Genomic DNA, 21,001 nt, shown 5'->3' with positions numbered 1-21,001 from the left:
ATGCCATCCAGGCGGCAAGCAAGTCACCCAAGGACCTGGCCGGGCGAGGCGGGTAAGTTTTTCGTAGATTCCGCACGAGCCGAAGGCCACTTAATGTGGCCTTCGAGCGAGCCCAGGACCTGACCGAGCAAAAATCAAACGGCCGGCCCCGGGCATGGCGACGAGATAGATTACCGAGCCGCCAAGATGGCGTCGATGAGCGTCAGTACGCCCCCGTAGTTGTTGCTCGGAATGCGCCACTTGGCGTGCGCATTCATATGCTCTTCGGCATTGTCCACGATAAAGCTATGCCCGACGCGCTCGAGCATAGGGATATCGTTGTAGGTGTCGCCCACGGCGGCGGCATCGGCGATATCGATGCCCAAGTGCTCGCACAGGTGCGCGACGCCGGCGCCCTTGTCGACGCCCAGGTTCATAAAGTCGATCCACTCGCGGCCCGCATTGGTGACGTAGAGCTGATCCGAGAACGCGGGGTTATAGGTCTCGCGGAACGCAGGCTCGGCGTCGTAGGCGGGGAAGAAGATCGAAATCTTGTTGGATTCGACGTCAAGACCCTCAAAGGTGTCGATGTAGTTGATGGCAGAATAGTAGATGCTGATCTCGTCGTGGTACTTGTGGTCGCGCGCCAAAACGTAAGCATCGTCATAGCAGCACAGGACGGGAACGGCACGCGGGTCCTCCACGGCATGTGCCAGGACCTTGTGGTAGAGCGCCACATCGATATTGCTCTTATAGATATAGTTGCCGCGATATATCACGCACGCGCCGTTATCGGGGCAAAAGGCGATGCGGTTCTTGATGCCCTCGAACATCTCCTCGAGCTTGGGGGCGGGACGTCCACTGGCGGGGCAGAATACGATGCCGGCTTCGGCGAGCTTGTCCAGGCGTTCGTCAAGGCCTTGCGGCAGCACGCGCTCGTCGGTCAGCAGCGTCTTGTCCATGTCGACGGCGATGAGCTTAATGTTTCCGATATTGGCGTCCGATTCGTAAGTTTGCATAAAAGCGAGCCTTTCGTTTCGAAATTGTTTCAGACGTTATAACCAACAACTCGTAACCAGGCGTATTTTCGCAGGAACGGAGCGTATTTGCACTGCATTTCACAAACTAATGAAAAAACTTTTCAGAAATTTGAATTTGTTGCTTGTGCAGCAGGCACTTTAGCGTAATATAGCGACCATCGAAAACGGAGACGGCAAAAGAGCCGCTTACCGAGGAAAAGGTACCGTTTGCGATATTAGAATTGCGCCCGGCGATGTGTGAAAGGAGAGGCAGATGCAGTTCGTACAGATCATCATCACTGCAGACAATGCTCTCCGACGCCAGCGCGCAATTTCCCGACGACGATAACAATCGTCTCTGTCCGCATGGGGCGAATTGCCTCAACAGAGTCATTTTAAGGTCGTTGGGTTTTAGCACGACATTGCTGCATGTTTCTAGGGCATGTATGTGCTGATTTTTGCTATTTAACCTGATATTGCACGGTACGTGACCTTGAAATGACTTGCAACTGACCGATGTTCTAACTAGCTACCAAGGGCGAAAGGAAACAGCCATGAGCAAGGAAAAAGTAGTTCTCGCATATTCCGGTGGTCTTGATACATCCGTATGTGTCAAGTGGCTCCAGGACGAGAAGAATCTCGATGTCGTTTGCGTCTGCGGCAACGTGGGCCAGGAGGAGACCGGCCTGGATGCCAAGAAACAGAAAGCGCTCGACCTGGGCGTTCTTGATTGCCAGGTGCTCGACCTGCGCGACGAGTTCTCCGATGAGTTCCTGACCAAGGCCATCGCCGCAAATTCCATGTACGAGAACAAGTACCCGCTGCTTTCCGCTCTGTCTCGCCCGCTGCTCGCCAAGAAGCTTGTCGAGGTCGCCCACGAGTTTGGCGCGACCTACGTCGCCCACGGCTGCACCGGCAAGGGTAACGACCAGGTTCGTTTTGAGGCTGCCGTCAAGGCCCTCGACCCCGAGCTTAAGGTTATCGCCCCGGTTCGCGAGTGGGATCTGAAGTGCCGTCCCGACGAGGTCGCCTATGCTCACGCCCACAACGTGCCGGTTCCCGAGGGTGCCAACGACAACCCCTATTCCATCGACGACAACCTGTGGGGTCGTGCCATTGAGTGCGGCCACCTGGAGGATCCCTGGAACGAGCCGCTCGACGACGCCTGGGTTATGACCAAGAATCCCGAGGAAACGCCCGACACCCCGACCTACACCGAGATTGAGTTTGAGGCCGGCAAGCCCGTCGCCGTCGACGGCAAGAAGATGAAGCTTTCCGAGATCGTCATCGCCCTCAACAAGATTTCGGGCGATAACGGCTTTGGTCGCCTGGACCTGGTCGAGGATCGTCTGGTGGGCCTCAAGAGCCGCGAGTGCTATGAGGTTCCCGGCGCCCTGACGCTTATCACCGCCCACAAGGCACTCGAGGATATTTGCGTCGAGGGCGATCTGCTCAAGACCAAGATTAAGCTCGAGCAGGATTGGGCCACCGCCGTGTACAACGGCCAGTGGTACAGCCCGCTCAAAAACGCACTCGACGCCTTTATGGCCGATACCCAGAAGTTCGTGACCGGTACCGTTCGTCTGAAGTTCTTTAAGGGCAACTGCCATGTTGTCGGCCGCAAGAGCCCCTTCAGCCTCTATGACTACGGTCTGGCCACCTACGACCGCGACACCACGTTTGACGAGAAGGCCAGCGCCGGCTTTATCGAGATCGACACGCTGTCGCTCAAGACGTGGGCCAAGGTCCAGGGTCCCAGCTCTGCTGCCGCTCAGGCTTAAGTCTTTCTCCCTTGGTATCCGCGCGGCCCATCCGCGTGATACATAACGGGCGCATGGGGTCCCTACCTTTCGTTATGCTTGCTGACACTTCTTAACATCGGTGGCCCCTACATTCCGCCCGCATATATGATGCCGCGTCTGCGGCTGAGTCCGAGCCCCGCCGGGGTTGTCCGGCGGGGCTCCTTCTATCAATTTGGCGGCTCTGCGCCTATATATATCTGAGGAGTATCCATTATGTTCAATGCTATCGCGCATGCTTTACTTGCCCTCGCGCCCGAGTTCGATGCTGCAAAGGTCGAGGATGTCCCTATGAGCCTGAAGGCATGGATTGACGGCTCGGCAAGCAACGGCTGGCGGGAGTCGATGGGCGCCAAGTGCCTGGTGCGTCACTTCTTTGCAAATTAGCCACATGGTCTCGCGCTCGGTGGGGAATGTGCAAAACTAGCGGTTGATAAATCGCTTTAGCGACATGGCGCTTTGCTTTGGGCGCTTGTTTTGGTATTTAGAGAAAGGGGACGGTTCCATGGCTCTTTGGGGCGGTCGTTTTGAGACAGGCGTGGCCGAGGTCACGCAGGAGTTTGGCGCGTCGCTGCCGGTCGACAAACATCTCTATAAGCAGGATATCGCTGGCTCTAAGGCACATGCCAAGATGCTGGCGGCCCAGGGCATTATCAGTGCAAAGGACGAGCAGGCGATTGCCGAGGGTCTGACCGCAATCGAACAGGATATCGATGCCGGCAACTTCACCTTCGATATCAACGACGAGGACATTCATATGTCCATCGAGAGCGAGCTGACCCGTCGCATCGGCGAGGCAGGCAAGCGCCTGCATACCGGGCGTTCGCGCAACGACCAGGTGGCGACCGATACGCGCCTGGGCGTCAAGGCGCTGGCCAAGGAGCTCATGGAGGCCAATCTTGAGCTGCGCCACGTGCTGGTGGATGCGGCCAAACAGTACAACAAGGTGATTCTGCCGGGTTACACGCACATGCAGCATGCTCAGCCCGTGCTGCTGTCGCATCATCTGCTGGCGTATTCTTGGATGTTCGCGCGCGACTTTACACGCCTGAAGGCCGCCTTTGATGCTGCCGACAACTGCCCGCTGGGCGCTGCCGCGCTTGCCGGTACGAGCTATCCGCTCGATCGTCAGATGACGGCCGCCGAACTTGGCTTTGCGGGCGTGATTCCCAACTCGCTCGATGCGGTTTCCGACCGTGATTTCCTCCTCGACCTGCATTACGCCGGCTCCGTCATGGCGATGCACCTGTCGCGTCTTTCCGAGGAGATCGTGCTGTGGTCGAGCTCCGAGTTTGGCTTTATCACGCTCTCCGACTCGTATTCCACTGGCTCGTCCATCATGCCGCAGAAGAAGAACCCCGATTTTGCCGAGCTTATCCGCGGCAAGAGCGGCCGAGTCTATGGCAACCTGGTGCAGCTGCTCGTGACCATGAAGGGCCTGCCGCTCGCCTATAACAAGGACTTGCAGGAGGACAAGGAGGGCGCGCTCGATACCGCCCATACGCTCATGCAGTGCCTGTCCGTTATGGCCGGTATGATCTCGACCTGGACCGTCAACGAGGATGCCATGGCGCGCGAGTGCGGCGTGGGGCACCTTGCCGCCACCGATGTTGCCGATTACCTGGCCAAGCGTGGCCTGCCGTTCCGCGAGGCCCACGCCGTGGTGGGCCATTTGGTCCTGATGTGCGAGAAGCGCGGCTGCAATCTTGAGGACCTGCCGTTTGAGGTGTTCCAAGAGGCAAGCCCGCTCTTTGAGCACGACATTACCGAGGCGCTCGACATCCCGTCGATTGTCGCTGCACGCACGACCGAGGGCGGTACCGCCCCTGCCGCCGTTGCCGTGCAGCTGCAGCGTGCCCAGGCACAACTCGTTGCCGACGAAGGTGTGCTTGGATCGCTGACCAAGGTCGTCGAGATGGGCCACGGGGCAAAGTAAGGGTTTAGTTGAAGCGGCTTTGGCCATTTATTGATAAATCGTTTTTGCTTTTACGGGCGTCTGCTGCAGCGGACGCCCGTATTTTGTTGCAATGGGGAAGGGGCTTGTCGATAACTTCTGTAGGACCTTTGGGCAGGTTGTGAAGGGGCTACGTTCACGGGCGGCAACCGACCGTCCGCTCGGTTCGGTGCGGTTGATGCGCGGTCGGATGGTACTCTAATCGGGCTTCGAAACAGAAGTGACACATATGGAACGTTTTAATAAATTGTAGTGTTTCAATAAACAGTTTTTTGTTTAACTGCAGCTAAAACTCTGTTACGATGCAGTCCAGGCGGGTGCCGGAATGGGACTTGGGCACGCGCGAACCTACTTGAAAGGCTACCTTATGGCTATCGAGAAGACCTTCATTATGATTAAGCCCGACGCTGTGCGCGATCGCAAGATCGGCGAGATCGTCGCTCGCATTGAGCGTAGCGGCCTTGTCATCGAGCGCATGGAGATGACCACGCTCGAGCGTGCTACCGTCGAGGAGCACTACGCCCATCTGGCCGACAAGCCCTTCTTTGGCGGTCTCTGCGACTTTATGACGAGCGGTCCGGTCGTCAAGATGGTCGTTTCCGGTCTCTCCGCTGTCTCCAAGATGCGCACCCTTATGGGCGCTACCAACCCGCTTGACGCTGCCCCCGGCACCATTCGCGGCGACTTCGCTGTCGATGTCAACGCCAACGTGATCCACGGCTCCGACTGCCTGGAGAACGCCGAGATCGAGATCAAGCGCTTCTTTGGCTAAACCAGCTTTGACTCCTCAAAGCTGTTAGCGTGTGGCTTTGGCGCCGCGGAATTCCATCCGCGGCGCCCTTTTTATTCCAGTAGATTTCTAGGTATATCCCAAAAATCTACTAAACAGCCCCCGTCCGGATGTTTCTTCCGGGCGGGGGCTGGCGTTAGCGTATGGCTTTGTAGGTCTTTAAGCCTCGTCGACGACCTTGAGGCCGCGCGTGTGGTCGATCTCGTTGAGGAGGTTAACGCGACGCTCGTGACGACCGCCCTCAAACTCGGCGTCGAGCCACTCGTCGACAATCATCTTGGCGAGCTCGGAGCCCACGACGCGGGCGCCAAAGGCGAGCACGTTGGTGTTGTTGTGCATGCGGGAGAGCTTGGCGCTGAAGGGCTCGGAGCACACGACGGCGCGAACACCTTCGACCTTGTTGGCGGCCAGGCTGATGCCGACGCCGGTACCGCAGATTAGGATACCCAGGTCGACGTCACCGTTGGCCACGGCCTTACCCACCTTGTAGCCGGCGATGGGGTAATCAAAGCTCTCGGAGGTGTCGGTGCCAAAGTTCACGACCTCGCAGCCGCGCTCCTTCAGGTGCTCGGAAATGATGTTCTTGAGCTCGACGGCGGCGTGGTCGTTGCCGATACCGATCTTCATGAGTGGTTCCTCTCTGGTCCGTGCGGCGGAATTGCTAAAGGTTTTACCGCGTTCGACTGCATGATAGCGCGTCTTTTGCCTAAACACTCGGGCGTTTTTTGGTCAAACGCTTTAGCGGACGCGAACATTAGCCCATCACGAAAAATGCCGCCAATTTGCTTCTGGCGGCCGTCTGCCGGAACTCGACTTGCGGTTTTTGGTGCCTTGTTATCAAATGGAGAAGTTGATACTTGCGAGAGCAACCCGTTATACAAGTAGGAGATACCTATGCCTGCCGATTCCCTTCGTGATACCGCGTTTTGCGATGTTTTGAACCGCGAGCTTGTCTGTGCGCTCGGCTGCACCGAGCCCATTGCCGTTGCCTATGCAGCGGCGCTGGCGAGCCAGACGCTCGGTTGCGAACCCGATCATATGGATGTTGCCTGCTCGGGCAACATCATCAAGAACGTAAAGAGCGTGACCGTGCCCAACTCGGGCGGTATGCACGGTATTGAGGCCGCGGCCGTGCTGGGTGCCGTGGGCGGTGACGCCAAGAGCGCGCTCGAGGTGCTCGAGAGTGTTGGCGATGCAGACCGTGCTCGCGTGACCGAGCTGCTCTCCGATGCCGACTACTGCGATGTGTCGCTTGTCGAGGGTGTGCCCAACCTCTACATTAAGGTGACTGCCACGGCCGGAGGTCATACTGCGGTCGTCGAGATCACCGACCATCACACCAATGTTACGTGCCATACACTCGATGGCATTCCGATGTGTGGCAAGTCGGTGGGGGAGTGTGCCGCCTGCGCCGAGCGCGTCGTGGCCGAGCGTGCCGCCGATAACGCCGATACGCCCATGTCGATTGAGTCTATCATTGACTTTATCGAGGACGGCGACATCGAGGGCGCCCGCGCTGCCGTTGAGCGTCAGATTGAGCTGAACGGCGCAATAAGCGCCGAGGGCCTGGCGCACGCTTGGGGCGCTGAGGTAGGCCGTACGCTGCTGGGCACTCGTGCCGACGACGTCGCCTGCCGTGCCCGTGCCCGTGCGGCCGCCGGGTCCGATGCCCGCATGAACGGCTGTGCGCTGCCGGTCGCCATTGTGTGCGGCTCGGGCAACCAGGGTATTACCTGTGCGTTGCCCGTTATGGAGTATGCCGACTACCTGCGTTGCGACAACGAGCGCCTGGTGCGCGCCGTGATGCTGTCCGATCTTATTGCCGTGCATATCAAAAGCTATATTGGTGCACTTTCGGCGTTTTGCGGTGCTATTTGCGCCGCGTGCGGTGCCGGCGCTGCGATTACCTGGCTGTGCGGTGGCACGCGTGATCAGATCGGCGCGACGGTCTCGAATACGCTCGGCAACGTGGGCGGCATCGTGTGCGATGGCGCCAAGGCGAGCTGTGCCGCCAAGATTTCCGCAGCCGTTGATGCGGCGATTCTGGGCCACGATATGGCCATGCAGGGCCGCGGTTTCCGCGCCGGCGAGGGCCTGATCCAAGATACCGTTGAGCAGACGATCGCCAGCATGGGCTATGTGGGTCGCGTGGGTATGAAGGACACCGACGTCGAAATCCTCAACATCATGATCGGCAAAACCCAAGTTTGTTAGGACAGTTCGTTGGCTACTTGGTGCTCGTAGAAGGCATCGATTACGGCGTTAAAGTCGCGGGCGAAGTCTTCCATGGTTCCGCGCCAGGTGGCTCGACTGGGTTTTCCCTGGCCAACATAGGCAGTTTGAATACCGCAGGCGGGGCTGGGGAAGTCGCGCTTGGGGTCGTTACCCACCATAAGGACCTCGTGCGGTTCGAGCCCCATGGCCTGCAGCTGCTCCAGGTAATAGGTGGCATCGGGCTTGCAACGGGTGGCGTTTCCCATGTGCGTCACGAGCTCAAAGGGGGCGTCGGCCAGGTCACCCCAACCCATGCGGCATTCGATGGCCCCCTGGGGAAAGCTGGGGTTGGTAAAGAGTGCGCAACGCAGTCCTGCGTCCCGTACAGCCTGGAGTGCGGCGTGTGCACCCGGCATGGCGTGGGCATTGATGGCATCGTCATTCTTGTACGGGAGAACTTCGCGTTCATAGTAGGTAAACGCCTCGTAGATGAGTGGGTCCGAGAGGCAGATGCCGCACCTGCGCTCGACCTCGGTGCGGTAAAACTCAAGATTGGTGCGATTGTCCGTGCCGCTTCGGCGATTGGCGTTGAGGTCGACCAGGATGGTGCCGAGGCGTGCCATCGTGCCACCGCGGCTGCATCGTCCGATATCCGCGAGCATTGACGAGACATCCTTAAAATAGCGAAGGATAAACGCGTTGAGATTGATGCTGAGAAGCGTCTCGTCCATATCGAAAACGACTGCTTTGAGCACGCGGGCACCTTTCTCGAAAAATCGTTTAGAACGTTGGCTCCGGATACTTTACCCCAAAGCCGTATGCTCAACTGCTTATCGTCAACTTATGGAGACGGTCGTTCACAAGATTGCGAAAAAGTCTCCATACGAGTAAAAAATCGCAGTTCACGCTTGAAATCGAAGTGATTTCCACGTAACCTATACGAACGTGATTGCATAAGCGTCACATTAGTATCTGTCGGCTCCCGAGTGTTCCTAAACGTTGTGTGCTTGTCGCACCCTTCTGTAGGTCCTAGCAATCGGGGCCCCGTAGTTCGAAAGGGGTCCACCTTTGAGTGAGATTCAGAACTCGTCCATTTTCTCTCTTGACGATGTCAACGAGGAGGAGATGAACAACCTCATCGACGGTACGATTACCGACTTTGATGAGGGCGATCTCGTTAACGGTACTGTCGTTAAGATCGAGCATGACGAGGTGCTCGTTGACATCGGATTCAAGTCCGAGGGCGTTATCCCGGTCCGCGAGCTGTCCATCCGCAAGGACGCTAACCCTGCAGACATCGTTGCACTCGGTGATTCCATCGAGGCCCTGGTTCTCCAGAAGGAGGACAAGGACGGTCGTCTGGTCCTTTCCAAGAAGCGTGCCGAGTACGAGCGTGCTTGGAACCGCATCGAGGAGAAGTTCAACTCCGGCGAGAACGTCGAGGGCGAGGTTATCGAGGTTGTCAAGGGCGGCCTGATCCTCGACATCGGCCTGCGTGGCTTCCTGCCCGCTTCCCTCGTCGACCTCCGTCGCGTCAAGGACCTCACCTCCTACATGGGCACCCGCATCGAGGCCCGCGTCATCGAGATGGACCGCAACCGCAACAACGTCGTTCTCTCCCGTCGCGTCGTGCTTGAGGAGTCCCGTAAGGCCGAGCGTTCCGAGATCCTGTCCAAGCTCAAGTCTGGCATGCGTCTCCAGGGCACCGTTTCCTCCATCGTCGACTTCGGCGCCTTCGTCGACCTCGGCGGTATCGACGGTCTCATCCACATCTCCGAGCTCTCCTGGAACCACGTCAACCATCCTTCCGAGGTTGTCAAGGTCGGCCAGGAGGTCGAGGTCGAGGTTCTCGATGTCGATCTCAACCGCGAGCGCATCTCCCTGGGTCTCAAGCAGACCACCGAGGATCCGTGGCGCGCGCTGGTCAAGAAGTACCCCGTCGGCGCTATCGTCGAGGGCACTGTGACCAAGCTTGTCCCGTTTGGTGCTTTCGTCGATCTGGGCGAGGGCATCGAGGGCCTGGTGCATATCTCCGAGATGGCCAACAAGCACGTCGACCAGCCTTCTCAGGTCACCCACGTTGGCGACAAGGTTCAGGTCAAGGTCATGGAGATCGACCTCGACCGTCGTCGTATCTCCCTGTCTATGAAGTCCGCTGCTGAGACTCTGGGCGTCGAGATCGAGGTTACCCCGCTGCCTTCCGAGAAGAAGGACGAGGAGACCGACGCCGAGTAAATCGGTTTGACGATCACTTGCTTTAAGGGATCCGTCCGCAATGGACGGGTCCCTTTTTGCGTTTGCCGGTGAGGTGCGCAATGCTACTCGTGCGCAACGCTGTCCGGACTGTTCACAGGCTATTGGGTTGTCGGTGCATGAAAATGCCGACATCCCGCCTCGGGGAGGAGGCGGGAACGCACCGAGTAGACGGAGGGGTGCGGAGCGCGGTCGCGTCTCGACTGGCGACGTTGCCCATCGACGACCCTATTGTACCGCATGGCATGGTTCTTGGTATATCGTGTCGAACGCTTGTGTTGTGCCTTTGCCTGCGGCAACGGTGTGTTACACTCTTGCACTGCTGAGTGGGCCAGACGGTCGCGCGATGTGCTGCTTGCGGCACGCGTGAGGAAAGTCCGGGCTCCAGAGGGCGGGATGCCGGCTAACGGCCGGGCGGAGTGATCCGACGGAAAGCGCCGCAGAAAAGAAGACTCCCACCTGCGCCGCAAGGCGTAAAGGGAAAAGCTGAAACGGTGGTGTAAGAGACCACCAGCGTCGTGGCAACACGGCGGCTTGGCAAGCCCCATCCGGAGCAAGCGCGAATAGGAACGCTATGGGCCGGCCCGGTCCGCGTTCGGGTAGCGTGCGTGGAGCTGCACGGTAACGTGCAGACAAGATAAATGACCGTTCACGACAGAACCCGGCTTACAAGCCCACTCAGCTTTCTTGTCGACGCTGCGACGGCGTCAGCTGGCCGATTTGGCGCTCATTCGTCGGTCGCCGCCATAAGGCGTGCTCCCTCCTCTTTCGGGCCAAATCGACTCAGCTGACGCCGTCTCGCTTTCTTTGCCTGGTCATAAACGCCCTCTTTTTTGTTGTAATCTCGTCTTTCAAGGCACCTTGCTCGCGCTGACGGGTTCTCGCTTTCGTTGACGGAATCATCGGCGGTTCCGTTCTTGGCATCTCGCTGTTTTTGCCTGGTCATCGGCAGCTTCATTTCTGTTGCAATCTCGTCTTTCAAGGCACCTTGCTCGCGCTGACGGGTTCTCGCTGTTGGTGACGGCATCATTGGCGTTTTCGCTCTTGTTGGCGAGGACAACGTTGCTGTCTTTGCCGTATTATTGAGGCTGTTTGTTGCCGCGCTTAGTTTTGTTGAGGGGCTTTGTTGGACAGCTATTTTACTCTGCGATCGAATATTGAGGCTTCTGGCGAGTTTGTGGATCGCAAGAGCCGGTTTATTGCCCAGCTGGTCCATATTGAATCCGAGGATGAGGCGAATGCCTTCATCGAGATGGTTCGCAAGCGTCATTACGACGCTCGACACAATGTTCCCGCGTGGATTTTGGTCGATGGACGCGAGCGTCAGAGTGATGACGGTGAGCCGAGCCGCACGAGCGGCATGCCGACGCTCGAGGTGTTGCGCGGCGCTGGGCTCAAAAATGTTTGCTGCGTGGTGACGCGCTATTTTGGCGGCACGCTGTTGGGGCCCGGTGGCTTGGTGCGCGCCTATACCGCGGCGACGCAGGCGGCGGTGGCAGCTGCTCAGGAGGCAGGGCAGGTCGTTGAGATGACGAGCGTCGTGCCTGTTGACGTGCACGTGGCCTATCCGCAGTATGAGCAGGTGCTTCGTTTGGCGCAGGATTCGGGTGCCAAGGTTTCGGATACCGATTACGCGGATGCCGTGACGATTCATTTGGTGTTTAAGGCGGGGGAGCAGGAGCCTTTTTGCGCTAAGATGCGCGAGCTTATGGCGGGGCGCGAGGAGATTGAGGTCGGCGCTCCCAAATTTGCCGAGTTCTAACGGCGACGGCCGGCGTGCTTTTGGATGAATCCCAAGCACGCCAGCCGTCGTTTTCTGTTGCCGCCGTTTACTCGGCGAGCTGCTTTAGCACATCGCAGGCGATCTCGATGGCGTCGTCGATGCAGCCGGGGCAGCTGCGGAGCGGACCATTGTCCGATCCGATGCCCTTGAGCGTGCCGCAGACGGTCGTCGTGTTTTTCGTTTTAAAACGCTTGGCGATTTCGCGCGACAGCTTGTAAGTCTGGCCCTTGGTCTTGGGGTTATCCATGCCGTCGCTCATTACAAAGCCCATGATGGCCACGGCGCCCGAGATAGCGCCGCAGGTCTCGGTCATGCCGCCCATGCCGGCGCCAAAGCCCTCGGTGAGGATAAAGGCGGTCTGGGGGTCGAGCCCGACGGCGGGTGCGAGCGTGCAGGCGACGGCCTGTGCGCAGTTAAAGCCACGGGCGTGGTATTCGGCAGCCTGAGCCTGACAGGCGGTGATGTCGAGCTGGGCAGTATCGATTTGCTTCATCGTTGTCTCCTCGGTAACGGTGTACTCGCCTATGGTACCCTTGCCGATGCATTTGTTCATCGAAAGCCTCATGTATGCCTCATTTTTATCTATCGAATAAATGCCAAGATCTGCGATAAATGCCCCCGGTTGATTTGTCTCATAACCTACCTTGGGGATGGGTTGAGAGGGGTGCGGGGTAGCGGTATCGTGAACCGGATAAAAATGTAACCCAGGCAAGGGAGCTAGATATGAGCGAGCAGACCATCGGTACTACATGTGTTCAGGGCGGCTATCATCCGGGAGATGCGGAGCCGCGCCAGGTGCCCATCTACCAGTCCACCACGTGGAAGTACGACACGTCGGAGCACATGGGCAAGCTGTTTGACCTGGAGGAGTCTGGCTATTTCTACAGCCGTCTGCAGAACCCTACGTGCGATTTGGTTGCCGCCAAGATCTGCGAGATGGAGGGCGGCACCGCTGCGATGCTCACGAGCTCGGGCATGGCTGCGAACTTCCTCGCGATCTTTAACGTGGCCGGCGCCGGCGATCATGTGGTCGCAAGCTCGGCCATCTACGGCGGTACCTACAACCTGCTTGCCCATACCATGGGTCGTATGGGCGTTACCTGCACGTTCGTTGCCCCCGATTGCACCGATGAGGAGCTCGAGGCAGCCTTTGAGCCCAATACCAAGCTCGTCTTTGGCGAGACGATTGCCAACCCCGCCCTTGCCGTGCTCGATATTGAGCGCTTTGCCAAGGCCGCGCATGACCACGGCGTGCCGCTGATGGTCGACAACACCTTCCCGACGCCCGTGATGTGCCGTCCCTTTGAGTGGGGCGCCGATATTGTTACGCACTCCACCACCAAGTACATGGATGGACATGGGGCCTGCCTGGGCGGCGTGATCGTCGACCACGGCCAGTTTGACTGGATGGCCCATGCGGACAAGTTCCCGGGTCTCACCACGCCCGATGAGAGCTACCACGGCGTGACCTATGCCGAGAAGTTCGGTCGCGAGGGCGCCTTCATTACCAAGGCAACCGCTCAGCTCATGCGCGACCTCGGCCCCATGCAGAACCCGCAGGCGGCGTTTTTCCTGAACAGCTCGCTCGAGAGCCTGCATGTGCGCATGCCGCGTCATTGCGAGAACGGTCTGGCTGTTGCCAAGTTCCTGCAGAGCCATCCCAAGGTGCGCTTCGTGAGCTATCCGGGTCTGGAGGGCGACAAGTACTATGACCTAGCTCAAAAGTACATGCCCAACGGTACCTGCGGCGTTGTGAGCTTTGGCTTTAACGGTGGTCGCGCGGCGGCCGAGACCTTTATGAAGAGCCTCAAGCTCGCTCAGATCGCCACGCATGTGGCCGACGCCCGCACTTGCTGCCTGCATCCCGCTAACGCCACGCACCGCCAGATGAACGATGAGGAGCTTATCGCCTGTGGTATCTCCGCCGACATGGTGCGCCTGTCGTGCGGCCTCGAGGACACGGCCGATCTGATTGCCGACCTTGAGCAGGCGCTCGAGCAGTGCTAGGCTAGCGTTCGTGCAAGGCGCCGATGCCGGCAGAAAGCTTCGGTGACCTTTAGTTCCGATACCGTAGGCGGGGCCCCAATCGCGACTGTTTGCAGGCGATTGGGGCCCCGTTTTTGTGTTGTGCCACTCGAAAGGATGGATATGGAGAAAACCGCAGAGCAACTGCGCCGCGAACACATCGCTGTTGAGGGAGACACCCATGGCAAGAACAAATGGGCGATTCTGTTTACGGTGCTCATCATGACGTTTATGGTGTGTCTGGATTCGACCGTCGTGACCGTGGCGCTGCCCGTGATGCAAAAGGGGCCGGGCGTGGGCCTCGATCGCATTCAGCTGGTAAGCCCGGTGTATCTGCTTGCGACTTTGCGGTGCGATGCGGCTTTGTGGTGCGATGCGGCTTGTGGGGCGGGCGGGGGTCGGTCCGTGGTAGACTATCGAGCAACGTTTATTAATCGCGCGGTATCGTTGCCGCGAGAAGGGGTTGCGCCATGCAGGAGCTTAAGGACCGTATTCGCCATGACGGCATCGTAAAGGCCGGTAATGTCCTTAAGGTTGATGCTTTCCTCAACCACCAGTGCGACGTTGAGCTGTTTGACCACATGGGCGCCGAGTGGGCCCGTCTGTTCGAGGATGTCGAGATTAACAAGATCCTTACGATCGAGGCTTCGGGCATTGGCATGGCCTGCATCGCAGCCCAGCATTTTGGCGGCGTGCCGGTGGTCTTTGCCAAGAAGGCGCAGTCCATCAACCTCGACGGCGAGCAGTATGCCACGACCATCTATTCCTTTACCAAGCAGAGGGAGTACCCGGTCATCGTTGGCAAGCGTTTCCTGTCCGAGGGCGACAAGGTCCTGATTATCGACGACTTCCTGGCCAACGGATGCGCGCTCGAGGGTCTTATCAAGATCTGCGAGGCCGCAGGCGCCGAGGTTGCCGGCATTGGCATTGCGGTGGAGAAGGGCTTCCAGGGCGGTGGCGATAAGCTCCGCGAGCGCGGCTTCCGTGTTGAGAGCCTGGCCCGTATCGCCGATATGGACTGTGAGAACGGCGAGATCACCTTCGCCTAAGCGCGCAACACAAACGATTGGTATGCGATGTGACAAAGGGACTGTCCCTTTGTCACATTTTTTGTATGAGGGGAGGTGTTGATATGGATGAGAACAAGATGGGATGGCGTGAGTATGCGCGCTATGTCGAGATGTCGGTCGAGGAGCTGGCGCGCGATTGCGAGGTGCAGGTGTTTCGCGCGACGGGTCCGGGCGGGCAAGGCGTGAACACGACGGACTCGGCGGTGCGCATGAAACATATCCCTACGGGGATTACCGTGACGGCGCGCGAGAGTCGCAGCCAGTTCCAAAATCGTAGCTGCTGTTTGCGTAAGCTGCGCGCTGAGCTTGAGCGTCGCGGGCGTCCACCGCGTCGACGCGTAAAGACCAAGGTGCCTCAGCGCTCTCGCCAGCGCAGACTTAATGACAAGCACTTCAACGCCATTAAAAAGGCCAACCGCCGCAAGCCGGGCGGGGAGGAGTGATCTTCTCGATAAGTTGCGGTGAAATAGGGGCTGTTTTGCGGCTTTACCTGCATAAACAGTCCCTATTTCACCGCAACTTAGGGGTGGTTAGCGGGTTGGGCGCCAGACTTGGAGGGCGCCGGGTAGGATGTCGACTTCGATGCGCGAGGCGATAACAGGTTCGCCGTCGGCCTGGATGGGGTAGTCGGGCTCCTCAAAGGTAAGCTCGGCATGGCGGCAGCGGCGCATGCAAACCGGCGGCAACTTGGTATGGTGGCCGTCCTTGGCCGAAAGGAACATGGGAAGCGCGACCGCGCGCGGAACGGGGCCGCAGGCGTAGCAAACGTCGAGCATGCCGTCGCACGGGTCGGCGTCGGGACAGATGCGATAGCCCGAGCCATAGGTGGGGCCCAGCTGAATCGCCATGATGATCGCCCTCACGCGCTCGGCGGGCGCGCCATCAAAGCTGACTGTCATGGGGTAGTTGCGATAGCGCAGGCCAAACTGTTCAAGTCCCGAGAGGGTGTAGAGCGGAGCGCCGGTGAGGCCCGTCTTTTTGCGCAGCTCGGTGGTGCCCAGGCCGATGGCGGCGTCAATACCGACGGAGAGCGTCTGGTCGTAGTACTCAACGGAAGCCTCGCCGCTACCGCTTGCAGGGTTCCATGAGCGAATGCGACCGATGTCCTGACGCTGCAGCTCGCAGGTGAGCAGCGCGCCAAAATCCTTGCCGGAGAAATCTTCTATACCGAGCGTTTGGGCAAAATCGTTGCCGGAACCCACGGGTAGGATGGCAAGAGCGGGGCGGGGGTCCTCCTTTTGTGCCATAAGCCCGTTGACGACCTCGTGGATCACGCCGTCGCCGCCAAGGGCGATAACGGTGCGATAGCCCTGAGCCTGTGCGGCCAGCTCCTTGGCGTGCCCCATACGCTCGGTCAATACCAGGTCAAACTGGGATGCGCGTGCAGTCATGTCCAAAAAGCGTTGCAGGCGCTCGGCAACTTCGCGCGCCGCACCCGATTGGGCGGCTGGGTTGGCGATGATGAGCGTGCGACCAAAATCAGTTGCGTGCATGGGCGACTCCCGGCATATGGCGTGACGGTGCGGTCGCGCTCGGGTCGAATTGCCCCCCCCGATTGTGGCTGCACGGCGAATACTTACGTCTACTCTATCAGGTCGTTGTGGCGCTCGATAGCATCCGCTACCGTACCGCCCTCATCCACTATAAGCGAACGGCGCTTGGGTGAGATGATGCGCTGGGCAGGGTACACGCCGCGGTGTCCGCCGGCGAGATAGCTGATAAAGGCCACGATGACAAAGAACCCGGCGGCCGTGCCGTGGAACAGGTCGATGGCCATCATGCAGGTGGTGATGGGCACGTTAAGGCCGGCACAGAACACGCCGAGCATGCCGAGAGCCGCCAGAAAGCTGGGGTCGAGCCCGGTAAGGCAACCGATCCAGCCACCGAGTGCCGCACCGATGCCAAACAGGGGCGTGACCTCGCCGCCTTGGAAACCGGCACCCAGGGTGAGTGCCGTTACGACGAGCTTGATGGCGGCGTCGGCGAGGGTGGTGTTGCCGGCAAACCCGGCGCCCGAAAGCCACGTGGAAAGGCCGGCGTAGTCCCAGGCGTCGAGGAGGGCATAGACAGCCAAAACCACGAGTGCGCCTATAAGGGCGCGAACGAGGTAATTGGTGATAAAGCGACCGTACAGGCTCTTGACGGTTCGAACCGACCAGGCAAAGAGGCGTGCCGTCAGACCGAAGACAATGGCGCTGATCACAACGATAACGACCGTTTTGGGCGTCATGGCGGGAACGCTGGCGATGGCATTCGCTTCGTACTCGGTACCCAGGGCGAGTGATGTAAAGTAGCCGGTAAACGAGGCGACCAGGCAGTAGATCCCTGCGGTGTAGTCGATCTTGCCGATAAAGCACATCTCCATGCCAAAGAAAGCTCCGGCAAGGGGCGAACCGAACACGGCGCCAAAGGCCGACGAGATGCCGGCGAGCATGAGGTCGTGGTGGTCATGCTTTTTGAGGTGGGCGAGGCTTGAGATGTTGCTGGCGATGGTACCGCCAATCTGCACCGCGGCTCCCTCGCGACCGGCCGATCCGCCCGTTAGGTGCGTGAGTGTGGAGCAGACGAAGGTGAGGACGGCCATGCGCATATGGATGAGGCGTGTACTCAGAGCGGAGTCGATGACCAGGTTGTTACCGCGTTTGGCGGCAAGACCGTGGTTTTTGTACACCCATGCGGTGGCAACGCCCACAACGGGAAGCATGGCGTAGATCCACGTATGGTGCTCGCGATAGTCGGTCGCGATATTCAACGAGGCCAAAAACGCCCAAGCGGCAACGCCCATGGCGAGCGAGACGATGACGACGAGTACGAGCAACTTAGCGCTCGCGAGTAGGTTGTGGGCATTGCGGCGCGTGTCGGCAGCCAAGAGATGCTCGGAGCGGGTGAGCTGTTGCCTGCCTGCCATGATGACGTCGTTAAGGGAGAAAAAGCCGCCGTCGTCGAGCGACTGGGAATGATCCTGCGCCTCGTTTGCGCTTTCGGGTTTGTCGGTAAAAGCCATACGTTCCTCTTTTAGGTTGCAACACGAGCATTATAGAACGTGCCAAACGTGACAAACCGGCAGGTTGGTTTCGGTTCTGTTTCGCGGCTTGCGGCCGACAGATGTATTCGAGAACGTGGGTCGTTTCGCCGTCGTTCGGCAGGGGATTATACTGAGACAAGCATAAAGAATTGGCGCCCCCGTTGTGCGCTGTGGCATTAAGAGGTGCATATGGCAGAGAAACTCATTCCGCTGGAGGACGCGCAGTCGATTGTTCTGTCGCACGTTGCTCCGACCGATCTCGTCGAGATTCCCGTGTGGCAGGCCGCCGGTCTTCCCTTGGCCGAGGACGCGGTGGCCGATATCGACATTTCGCCGTTTGCCAACAGCGCTATGGACGGATATGCCGTGCGCACGGCGGACTTGGTGCAGGCATCTGGCGAGGCGCCGGTGACGCTCGACGTTATCGGACACGAGGCTGCGGGCCATGTGTTTGGGGGCGCAATCGGCGCGGGCGACACGGTTCGTATCATGACGGGCGCGCCGGTACCCGAAGGTGCCGATGCCGTGGTGAAGTACGAGATCGTCGATGTGCTCGACGGTGACGGCAACGAGGGTTCGCGTGTGAGATTCTCGGCGCCGGCCAAGGTGGGGGAGAACGTTCGATCGGCTGCTGAGGAAGCGCATACTGGCGACGTCGTGATGTACGCTGGAGAGGTTGTGGCTCCGGCGGGCGCCGGCTTGCTGGCGAGCGCCGGGTATGCGAGTGTGAAGGTGCATGCCGCGCCGCGCGTGGGCATTATCTCGCTGGGGACGGAACTGGTCGCACCGAGTAACGTGCCGGCGCGCGGGCAGATTCGCGACTCCAACTCGTCGGCGTTGATGGCCGAGGCGCTCGATGCAGGAGCCGAGCCCGTGTTCTACGGCATTGCGCCCGATGATGAGCAGGCGATTGCCGAGTTGGTGCATCGCGCCGCGCAGGACTGCGATTTTGTCATTACGAGTGGTGGCGCCTCTGCGGGTGATTACGACTATGTGACGGCGCTCGTTCGGCGCGAGGGCGAGGTGCTGTTCGACCGCATCTCGATGCGTCCCGGCAAGGCCATCACGTTTGGCCTGCTGGGGGGCAAGCCATATTTGGGACTTTCGGGCAATCCCGCGGCGGCGTATGTGGGCTTTGAGATGCTCGCCCGCCCGGCGATCCGCAAGATGCGCGGCTTTGCCGAGGGCGTGCGTCCCGTGCAGCAGGCGAAGCTCACACACGGCGTGAAGAAGCGACAGCATCGCCGCTTCTTCGATCGTGCCACGGTTTTACGCGACCCCGAGACCGGTGAGCTGTTGGTGACCGAGGCCAAGACGCAGAATTCGGCGCTGCTCGGCACGATGCAGCGGGCCAATTGCCTGCTGCGTATTGACGAAGGCCCGTGTGACCTCAGGGCGGGCGACGTCGTGGATGTCGTGCGTGTCGACTTGCCTGAGGGCGCGGTGCTATAGGAGGAATGCTATGGAGTTGAAGATATCGATTGTGACGTGCTCGGATACGCGCGATCTTGCCCAGGACGAGGCGGGTGCTGCGCTCGAGGAACTCATCGCGGCGCAGGGCTGGACGGTCGCCTCACATGTGGTCGTGCGCGACGACGTCAGCGAGATCGGTGATGCCATTGTGGAAGCGGCCGATGAGTGCCACGCCAATGTCGTGCTTACCTGCGGCGGCACGGGCCTTTCGATGCGCGACGTGACGCCCGAGGCGACGCGTGCCGTCTGCGACCGCGATGTACCGGGTATTGCAGAGGCGATCCGTGCGTACTCCATGACCAAGACGCGCCGCGCTATGCTTTCGCGCGCCGTGTGCATGCAGCGTGGGCATACGCTTGTCATCAACTTTCCGGGATCAACGAAAGCGGCCCGCGAAAGCTGGGAGGCTGTGAGCGACCAGCTGGAGCACGCAGCTCAAATGACGGCGGGGGGCGGGCACGCCAAATAAGCGCATTACCTGCGGCGGAGTGACCTTACGGGCTGCTCCGCCTTTTTTATGCAGCGACAGTGCGGGCCGTCTTGTGGTTATCGGTAAAGGAAAATTATTAGACGAGAAATATTTATCACAAACACTATTCGCACAAAAGTATAATCTAGTAACAGAATAAAGCTTGCGGCGGGGTGCCCGGGCGTAGCCTTCGAAAGGGTTGAACATGTTCGATACGGTTTCTCGCCGCGGGTTCGTTTCACTTTCCGCTGTCGCCGCTGCCGGCCTTGGGCTTGCCGGCTGTTCCGGCAACAAGACGTCTGGGCCGACTGGCTCCGATGCCGGTTTTGCTAAGGCATCTTCCAAGAAGGCTGTCGAGCTGCAAGTCTTTGCTGCCAACTCGCTCGAGAAGGCTCTGCCCGAGGTTCAGAAGCTCTATACCGACCAGACCGGCACCACGTTTGCCGACACGCAGTTTAAGGCGTCTGGCGACCTTGTCGAGCAGATGCGCGCCGGTGCCGCCGTCGACGTACTCATCACGGCCTCCAAGGGCACCATGGATGACGCCGAGGCCGCCGAGCTCGTCGACGCCGACACGCGTGAGGACATGTTCGTCAACGACCTCGTGATCATTCGCGCCGAGGGCTCCGAAACCAAGGTCGAGGCCATCGCCGTCGTCGCGAACCTGGACGGCAAGATCGCCATCGGCGCCGCCAAGACCGTTCCCGCTGGCAAGTACGCCAACCAGGCCCTGGCCTCCGTGGGCCTCTACACCGGCACCGAGGGCGACGACGGCGAGTATGCACCCGATTTCGCCGACAAGGTGGCTCTGGCCGACAAGGTCGGCACCGCTGCGTCTTACGTCTCTACGGGCGATTGCGTGGCCGGTTTTGTCTACAGCTCCGATATCTTCCGCTACGACGGCATCGAGGAGACCTTCGTGTGCCCCGAGGACTCGCACAAGCCCATCGTGTATCCCGGCGCTGTCGCCGATAGCTCCGAGCACGCCGACGAGGCCAAGGCGTTCATCGACTTCTGCCTGACCAACAAGAAAGCCCAGAAGATTTGGGCTAAGTACGGCTTTGAGCTTTCCGCGTAGTTCGCAACATCGCTGCATAACGATATGCTTGAGGGCGGGCGTTCTCGCGATCGCCCGCCCTTTTGATTGA

At 59.4% G+C, this 21,001-nt stretch carries 21 protein-coding genes and 1 other RNA gene; 15 read left to right on the top strand and 7 right to left on the bottom strand.

The genetic code is table 11. The features are described from left to right. Positions 1-170: 170 nt before the first annotated feature. Entirely contained in the window at positions 171-998 is an 828-nt protein-coding gene (locus ACTQ0H_RS05275) for a Cof-type HAD-IIB family hydrolase (protein ID WP_441537986.1), read from the bottom strand. Positions 999-1,552: 554 nt separating this feature from the next. Here ACTQ0H_RS05275 and ACTQ0H_RS05270 point away from each other — a divergent pair. From ACTQ0H_RS05270 to ndk, 4 genes are all read left to right on the top strand, one after another. After that, positions 1,553-2,779: an argininosuccinate synthase gene (locus tag ACTQ0H_RS05270; protein WP_441048624.1), complete on the top strand. Its 1,227-nt coding sequence runs from the start codon at positions 1,553-1,555 to the stop codon at positions 2,777-2,779. A 234-nt stretch (positions 2,780-3,013) separates the two neighbouring features. Continuing rightward, positions 3,014-3,184 (top strand): hypothetical protein, encoded by a 171-nt coding sequence (locus ACTQ0H_RS05265; protein ID WP_154515301.1) that lies wholly within the window; start codon positions 3,014-3,016, stop codon positions 3,182-3,184. Between the two features lie 118 nt (positions 3,185-3,302). Next, positions 3,303-4,733, top strand: coding sequence for an argininosuccinate lyase (gene argH / locus ACTQ0H_RS05260; RefSeq protein ID WP_441044739.1), 1,431 nt, complete (start codon positions 3,303-3,305; stop codon positions 4,731-4,733). A gap of 385 nt (positions 4,734-5,118) precedes the next feature. Beyond that, positions 5,119-5,523 carry a nucleoside-diphosphate kinase gene (ndk, locus tag ACTQ0H_RS05255; protein WP_055251725.1) on the top strand — a complete coding sequence of 135 codons (405 nt, stop codon included), beginning with the start codon at positions 5,119-5,121 and terminating at the stop codon, positions 5,521-5,523. Between the two features lie 177 nt (positions 5,524-5,700). On the opposite strand, the gene rpiB is transcribed toward ndk, so the two are convergent. Further along, entirely contained in the window at positions 5,701-6,168 is a 468-nt protein-coding gene (gene rpiB, locus ACTQ0H_RS05250; protein ID WP_006234151.1) for a ribose 5-phosphate isomerase B, read from the bottom strand. Between the two features lie 267 nt (positions 6,169-6,435). Here rpiB and ACTQ0H_RS05245 point away from each other — a divergent pair, with 267 nt between their 5' ends. Continuing rightward, entirely contained in the window at positions 6,436-7,755 is a 1,320-nt protein-coding gene (locus ACTQ0H_RS05245; RefSeq protein ID WP_441537989.1) for an L-cysteine desulfidase family protein, read from the top strand. On the opposite strand, the gene ACTQ0H_RS05240 is transcribed toward ACTQ0H_RS05245, so the two are convergent. Continuing rightward, on the bottom strand, positions 7,752-8,510 hold the full coding sequence (locus tag ACTQ0H_RS05240; protein ID WP_427719687.1) for an HAD family hydrolase: 759 nt from the start codon (positions 8,508-8,510) through the stop codon (positions 7,752-7,754). The two genes, ACTQ0H_RS05245 and ACTQ0H_RS05240, sit on opposite strands and share 4 nt — an antisense overlap. Positions 8,511-8,823: 313 nt before the next feature. Here ACTQ0H_RS05240 and rpsA point away from each other — a divergent pair, with 313 nt between their 5' ends. Together rpsA and rnpB are read left to right on the top strand one after the other, a co-directional pair. Continuing rightward, positions 8,824-9,990, top strand: a complete 1,167-nt coding sequence (gene rpsA, locus ACTQ0H_RS05235) for a 30S ribosomal protein S1 (RefSeq protein WP_154515317.1) — start codon at positions 8,824-8,826, stop codon at positions 9,988-9,990. A gap of 341 nt (positions 9,991-10,331) precedes the next feature. After that, positions 10,332-10,693, top strand: an RNA gene (gene rnpB, locus ACTQ0H_RS05230) — RNase P RNA component class A. 42 nt (positions 10,694-10,735) lie between these two features. Here rnpB and ACTQ0H_RS05225 read toward each other — a convergent pair. Continuing rightward, positions 10,736-11,278, bottom strand: a complete 543-nt coding sequence (locus tag ACTQ0H_RS05225) for a hypothetical protein (protein WP_441547890.1) — start codon at positions 11,276-11,278, stop codon at positions 10,736-10,738. On the opposite strand from ACTQ0H_RS05225, the gene ACTQ0H_RS05220 reads away from it, so the two are divergent. Next, positions 11,165-11,770, top strand: coding sequence for an IMPACT family protein (locus ACTQ0H_RS05220; RefSeq protein ID WP_441547889.1), 606 nt, complete (start codon positions 11,165-11,167; stop codon positions 11,768-11,770). The genes ACTQ0H_RS05225 and ACTQ0H_RS05220 overlap by 114 nt on opposite strands. Positions 11,771-11,837: 67 nt before the next feature. On the opposite strand, the gene ACTQ0H_RS05215 is transcribed toward ACTQ0H_RS05220, so the two are convergent. Further along, positions 11,838-12,344 (bottom strand): C-GCAxxG-C-C family protein, encoded by a 507-nt coding sequence (locus ACTQ0H_RS05215; RefSeq protein WP_427727569.1) that lies wholly within the window; start codon positions 12,342-12,344, stop codon positions 11,838-11,840. A 170-nt stretch (positions 12,345-12,514) separates the two neighbouring features. Between ACTQ0H_RS05215 and ACTQ0H_RS05210 the strand changes: the two genes are divergently transcribed. The 4 genes from ACTQ0H_RS05210 (at position 12,515) to ACTQ0H_RS05195 (ending at position 15,329) form a co-directional block, all read left to right on the top strand. Next, entirely contained in the window at positions 12,515-13,798 is a 1,284-nt protein-coding gene (locus ACTQ0H_RS05210) for an O-acetylhomoserine aminocarboxypropyltransferase/cysteine synthase family protein (protein ID WP_427719685.1), read from the top strand. A 141-nt stretch (positions 13,799-13,939) separates the two neighbouring features. Beyond that, positions 13,940-14,329 (top strand): hypothetical protein, encoded by a 390-nt coding sequence (locus ACTQ0H_RS05205; RefSeq protein ID WP_441537994.1) that lies wholly within the window; start codon positions 13,940-13,942, stop codon positions 14,327-14,329. After that, the gene (locus tag ACTQ0H_RS05200; protein ID WP_441016246.1) at positions 14,287-14,865 is read left to right on the top strand and encodes a xanthine phosphoribosyltransferase; all 579 of its coding nucleotides are present in this window, start codon (positions 14,287-14,289) and stop codon (positions 14,863-14,865) included. The genes ACTQ0H_RS05205 and ACTQ0H_RS05200 overlap by 43 nt, the downstream gene beginning before the upstream one ends. Before the next feature lie 83 nt (positions 14,866-14,948). After that, entirely contained in the window at positions 14,949-15,329 is a 381-nt protein-coding gene (locus ACTQ0H_RS05195; RefSeq protein WP_427747757.1) for a peptide chain release factor family protein, read from the top strand. 87 nt (positions 15,330-15,416) lie between these two features. Here ACTQ0H_RS05195 and ACTQ0H_RS05190 read toward each other — a convergent pair whose 3' ends face one another. Together ACTQ0H_RS05190 and ACTQ0H_RS05185 are read right to left on the bottom strand one after the other, a co-directional pair. Continuing rightward, the gene (locus ACTQ0H_RS05190; protein ID WP_441537997.1) at positions 15,417-16,379 is read right to left on the bottom strand and encodes a diacylglycerol/lipid kinase family protein; all 963 of its coding nucleotides are present in this window, start codon (positions 16,377-16,379) and stop codon (positions 15,417-15,419) included. Positions 16,380-16,468: 89 nt separating this feature from the next. Next, on the bottom strand, positions 16,469-17,890 hold the full coding sequence (locus tag ACTQ0H_RS05185) for a chloride channel protein (RefSeq protein WP_441537999.1): 1,422 nt from the start codon (positions 17,888-17,890) through the stop codon (positions 16,469-16,471). 210 nt (positions 17,891-18,100) lie between these two features. On the opposite strand from ACTQ0H_RS05185, the gene ACTQ0H_RS05180 reads away from it, so the two are divergent. The 3 genes from ACTQ0H_RS05180 (at position 18,101) to modA (ending at position 20,931) form a co-directional block, all read left to right on the top strand. After that, a complete protein-coding gene (locus ACTQ0H_RS05180) occupies positions 18,101-19,363 on the top strand; it encodes a molybdopterin molybdotransferase MoeA (RefSeq protein WP_441538000.1) in 1,263 nt (420 codons plus the stop codon). A gap of 10 nt (positions 19,364-19,373) precedes the next feature. Continuing rightward, on the top strand, positions 19,374-19,853 hold the full coding sequence (locus ACTQ0H_RS05175) for a MogA/MoaB family molybdenum cofactor biosynthesis protein (protein WP_427794485.1): 480 nt from the start codon (positions 19,374-19,376) through the stop codon (positions 19,851-19,853). 205 nt (positions 19,854-20,058) lie between these two features. Next, positions 20,059-20,931, top strand: a complete 873-nt coding sequence (gene modA / locus ACTQ0H_RS05170) for a molybdate ABC transporter substrate-binding protein (RefSeq protein WP_441538001.1) — start codon at positions 20,059-20,061, stop codon at positions 20,929-20,931. The last annotated feature ends 70 nt before the right edge of the window (positions 20,932-21,001 follow it).

It is taken from the genome of Collinsella sp. LCP21S3_A3, from assembly GCF_052118905.1.
Classification (GTDB): domain Bacteria; phylum Actinomycetota; class Coriobacteriia; order Coriobacteriales; family Coriobacteriaceae; genus Collinsella.
Note: the sequence above shows the minus strand (reverse complement) of the source record. Positions and strands in the feature narration are given on the sequence as shown.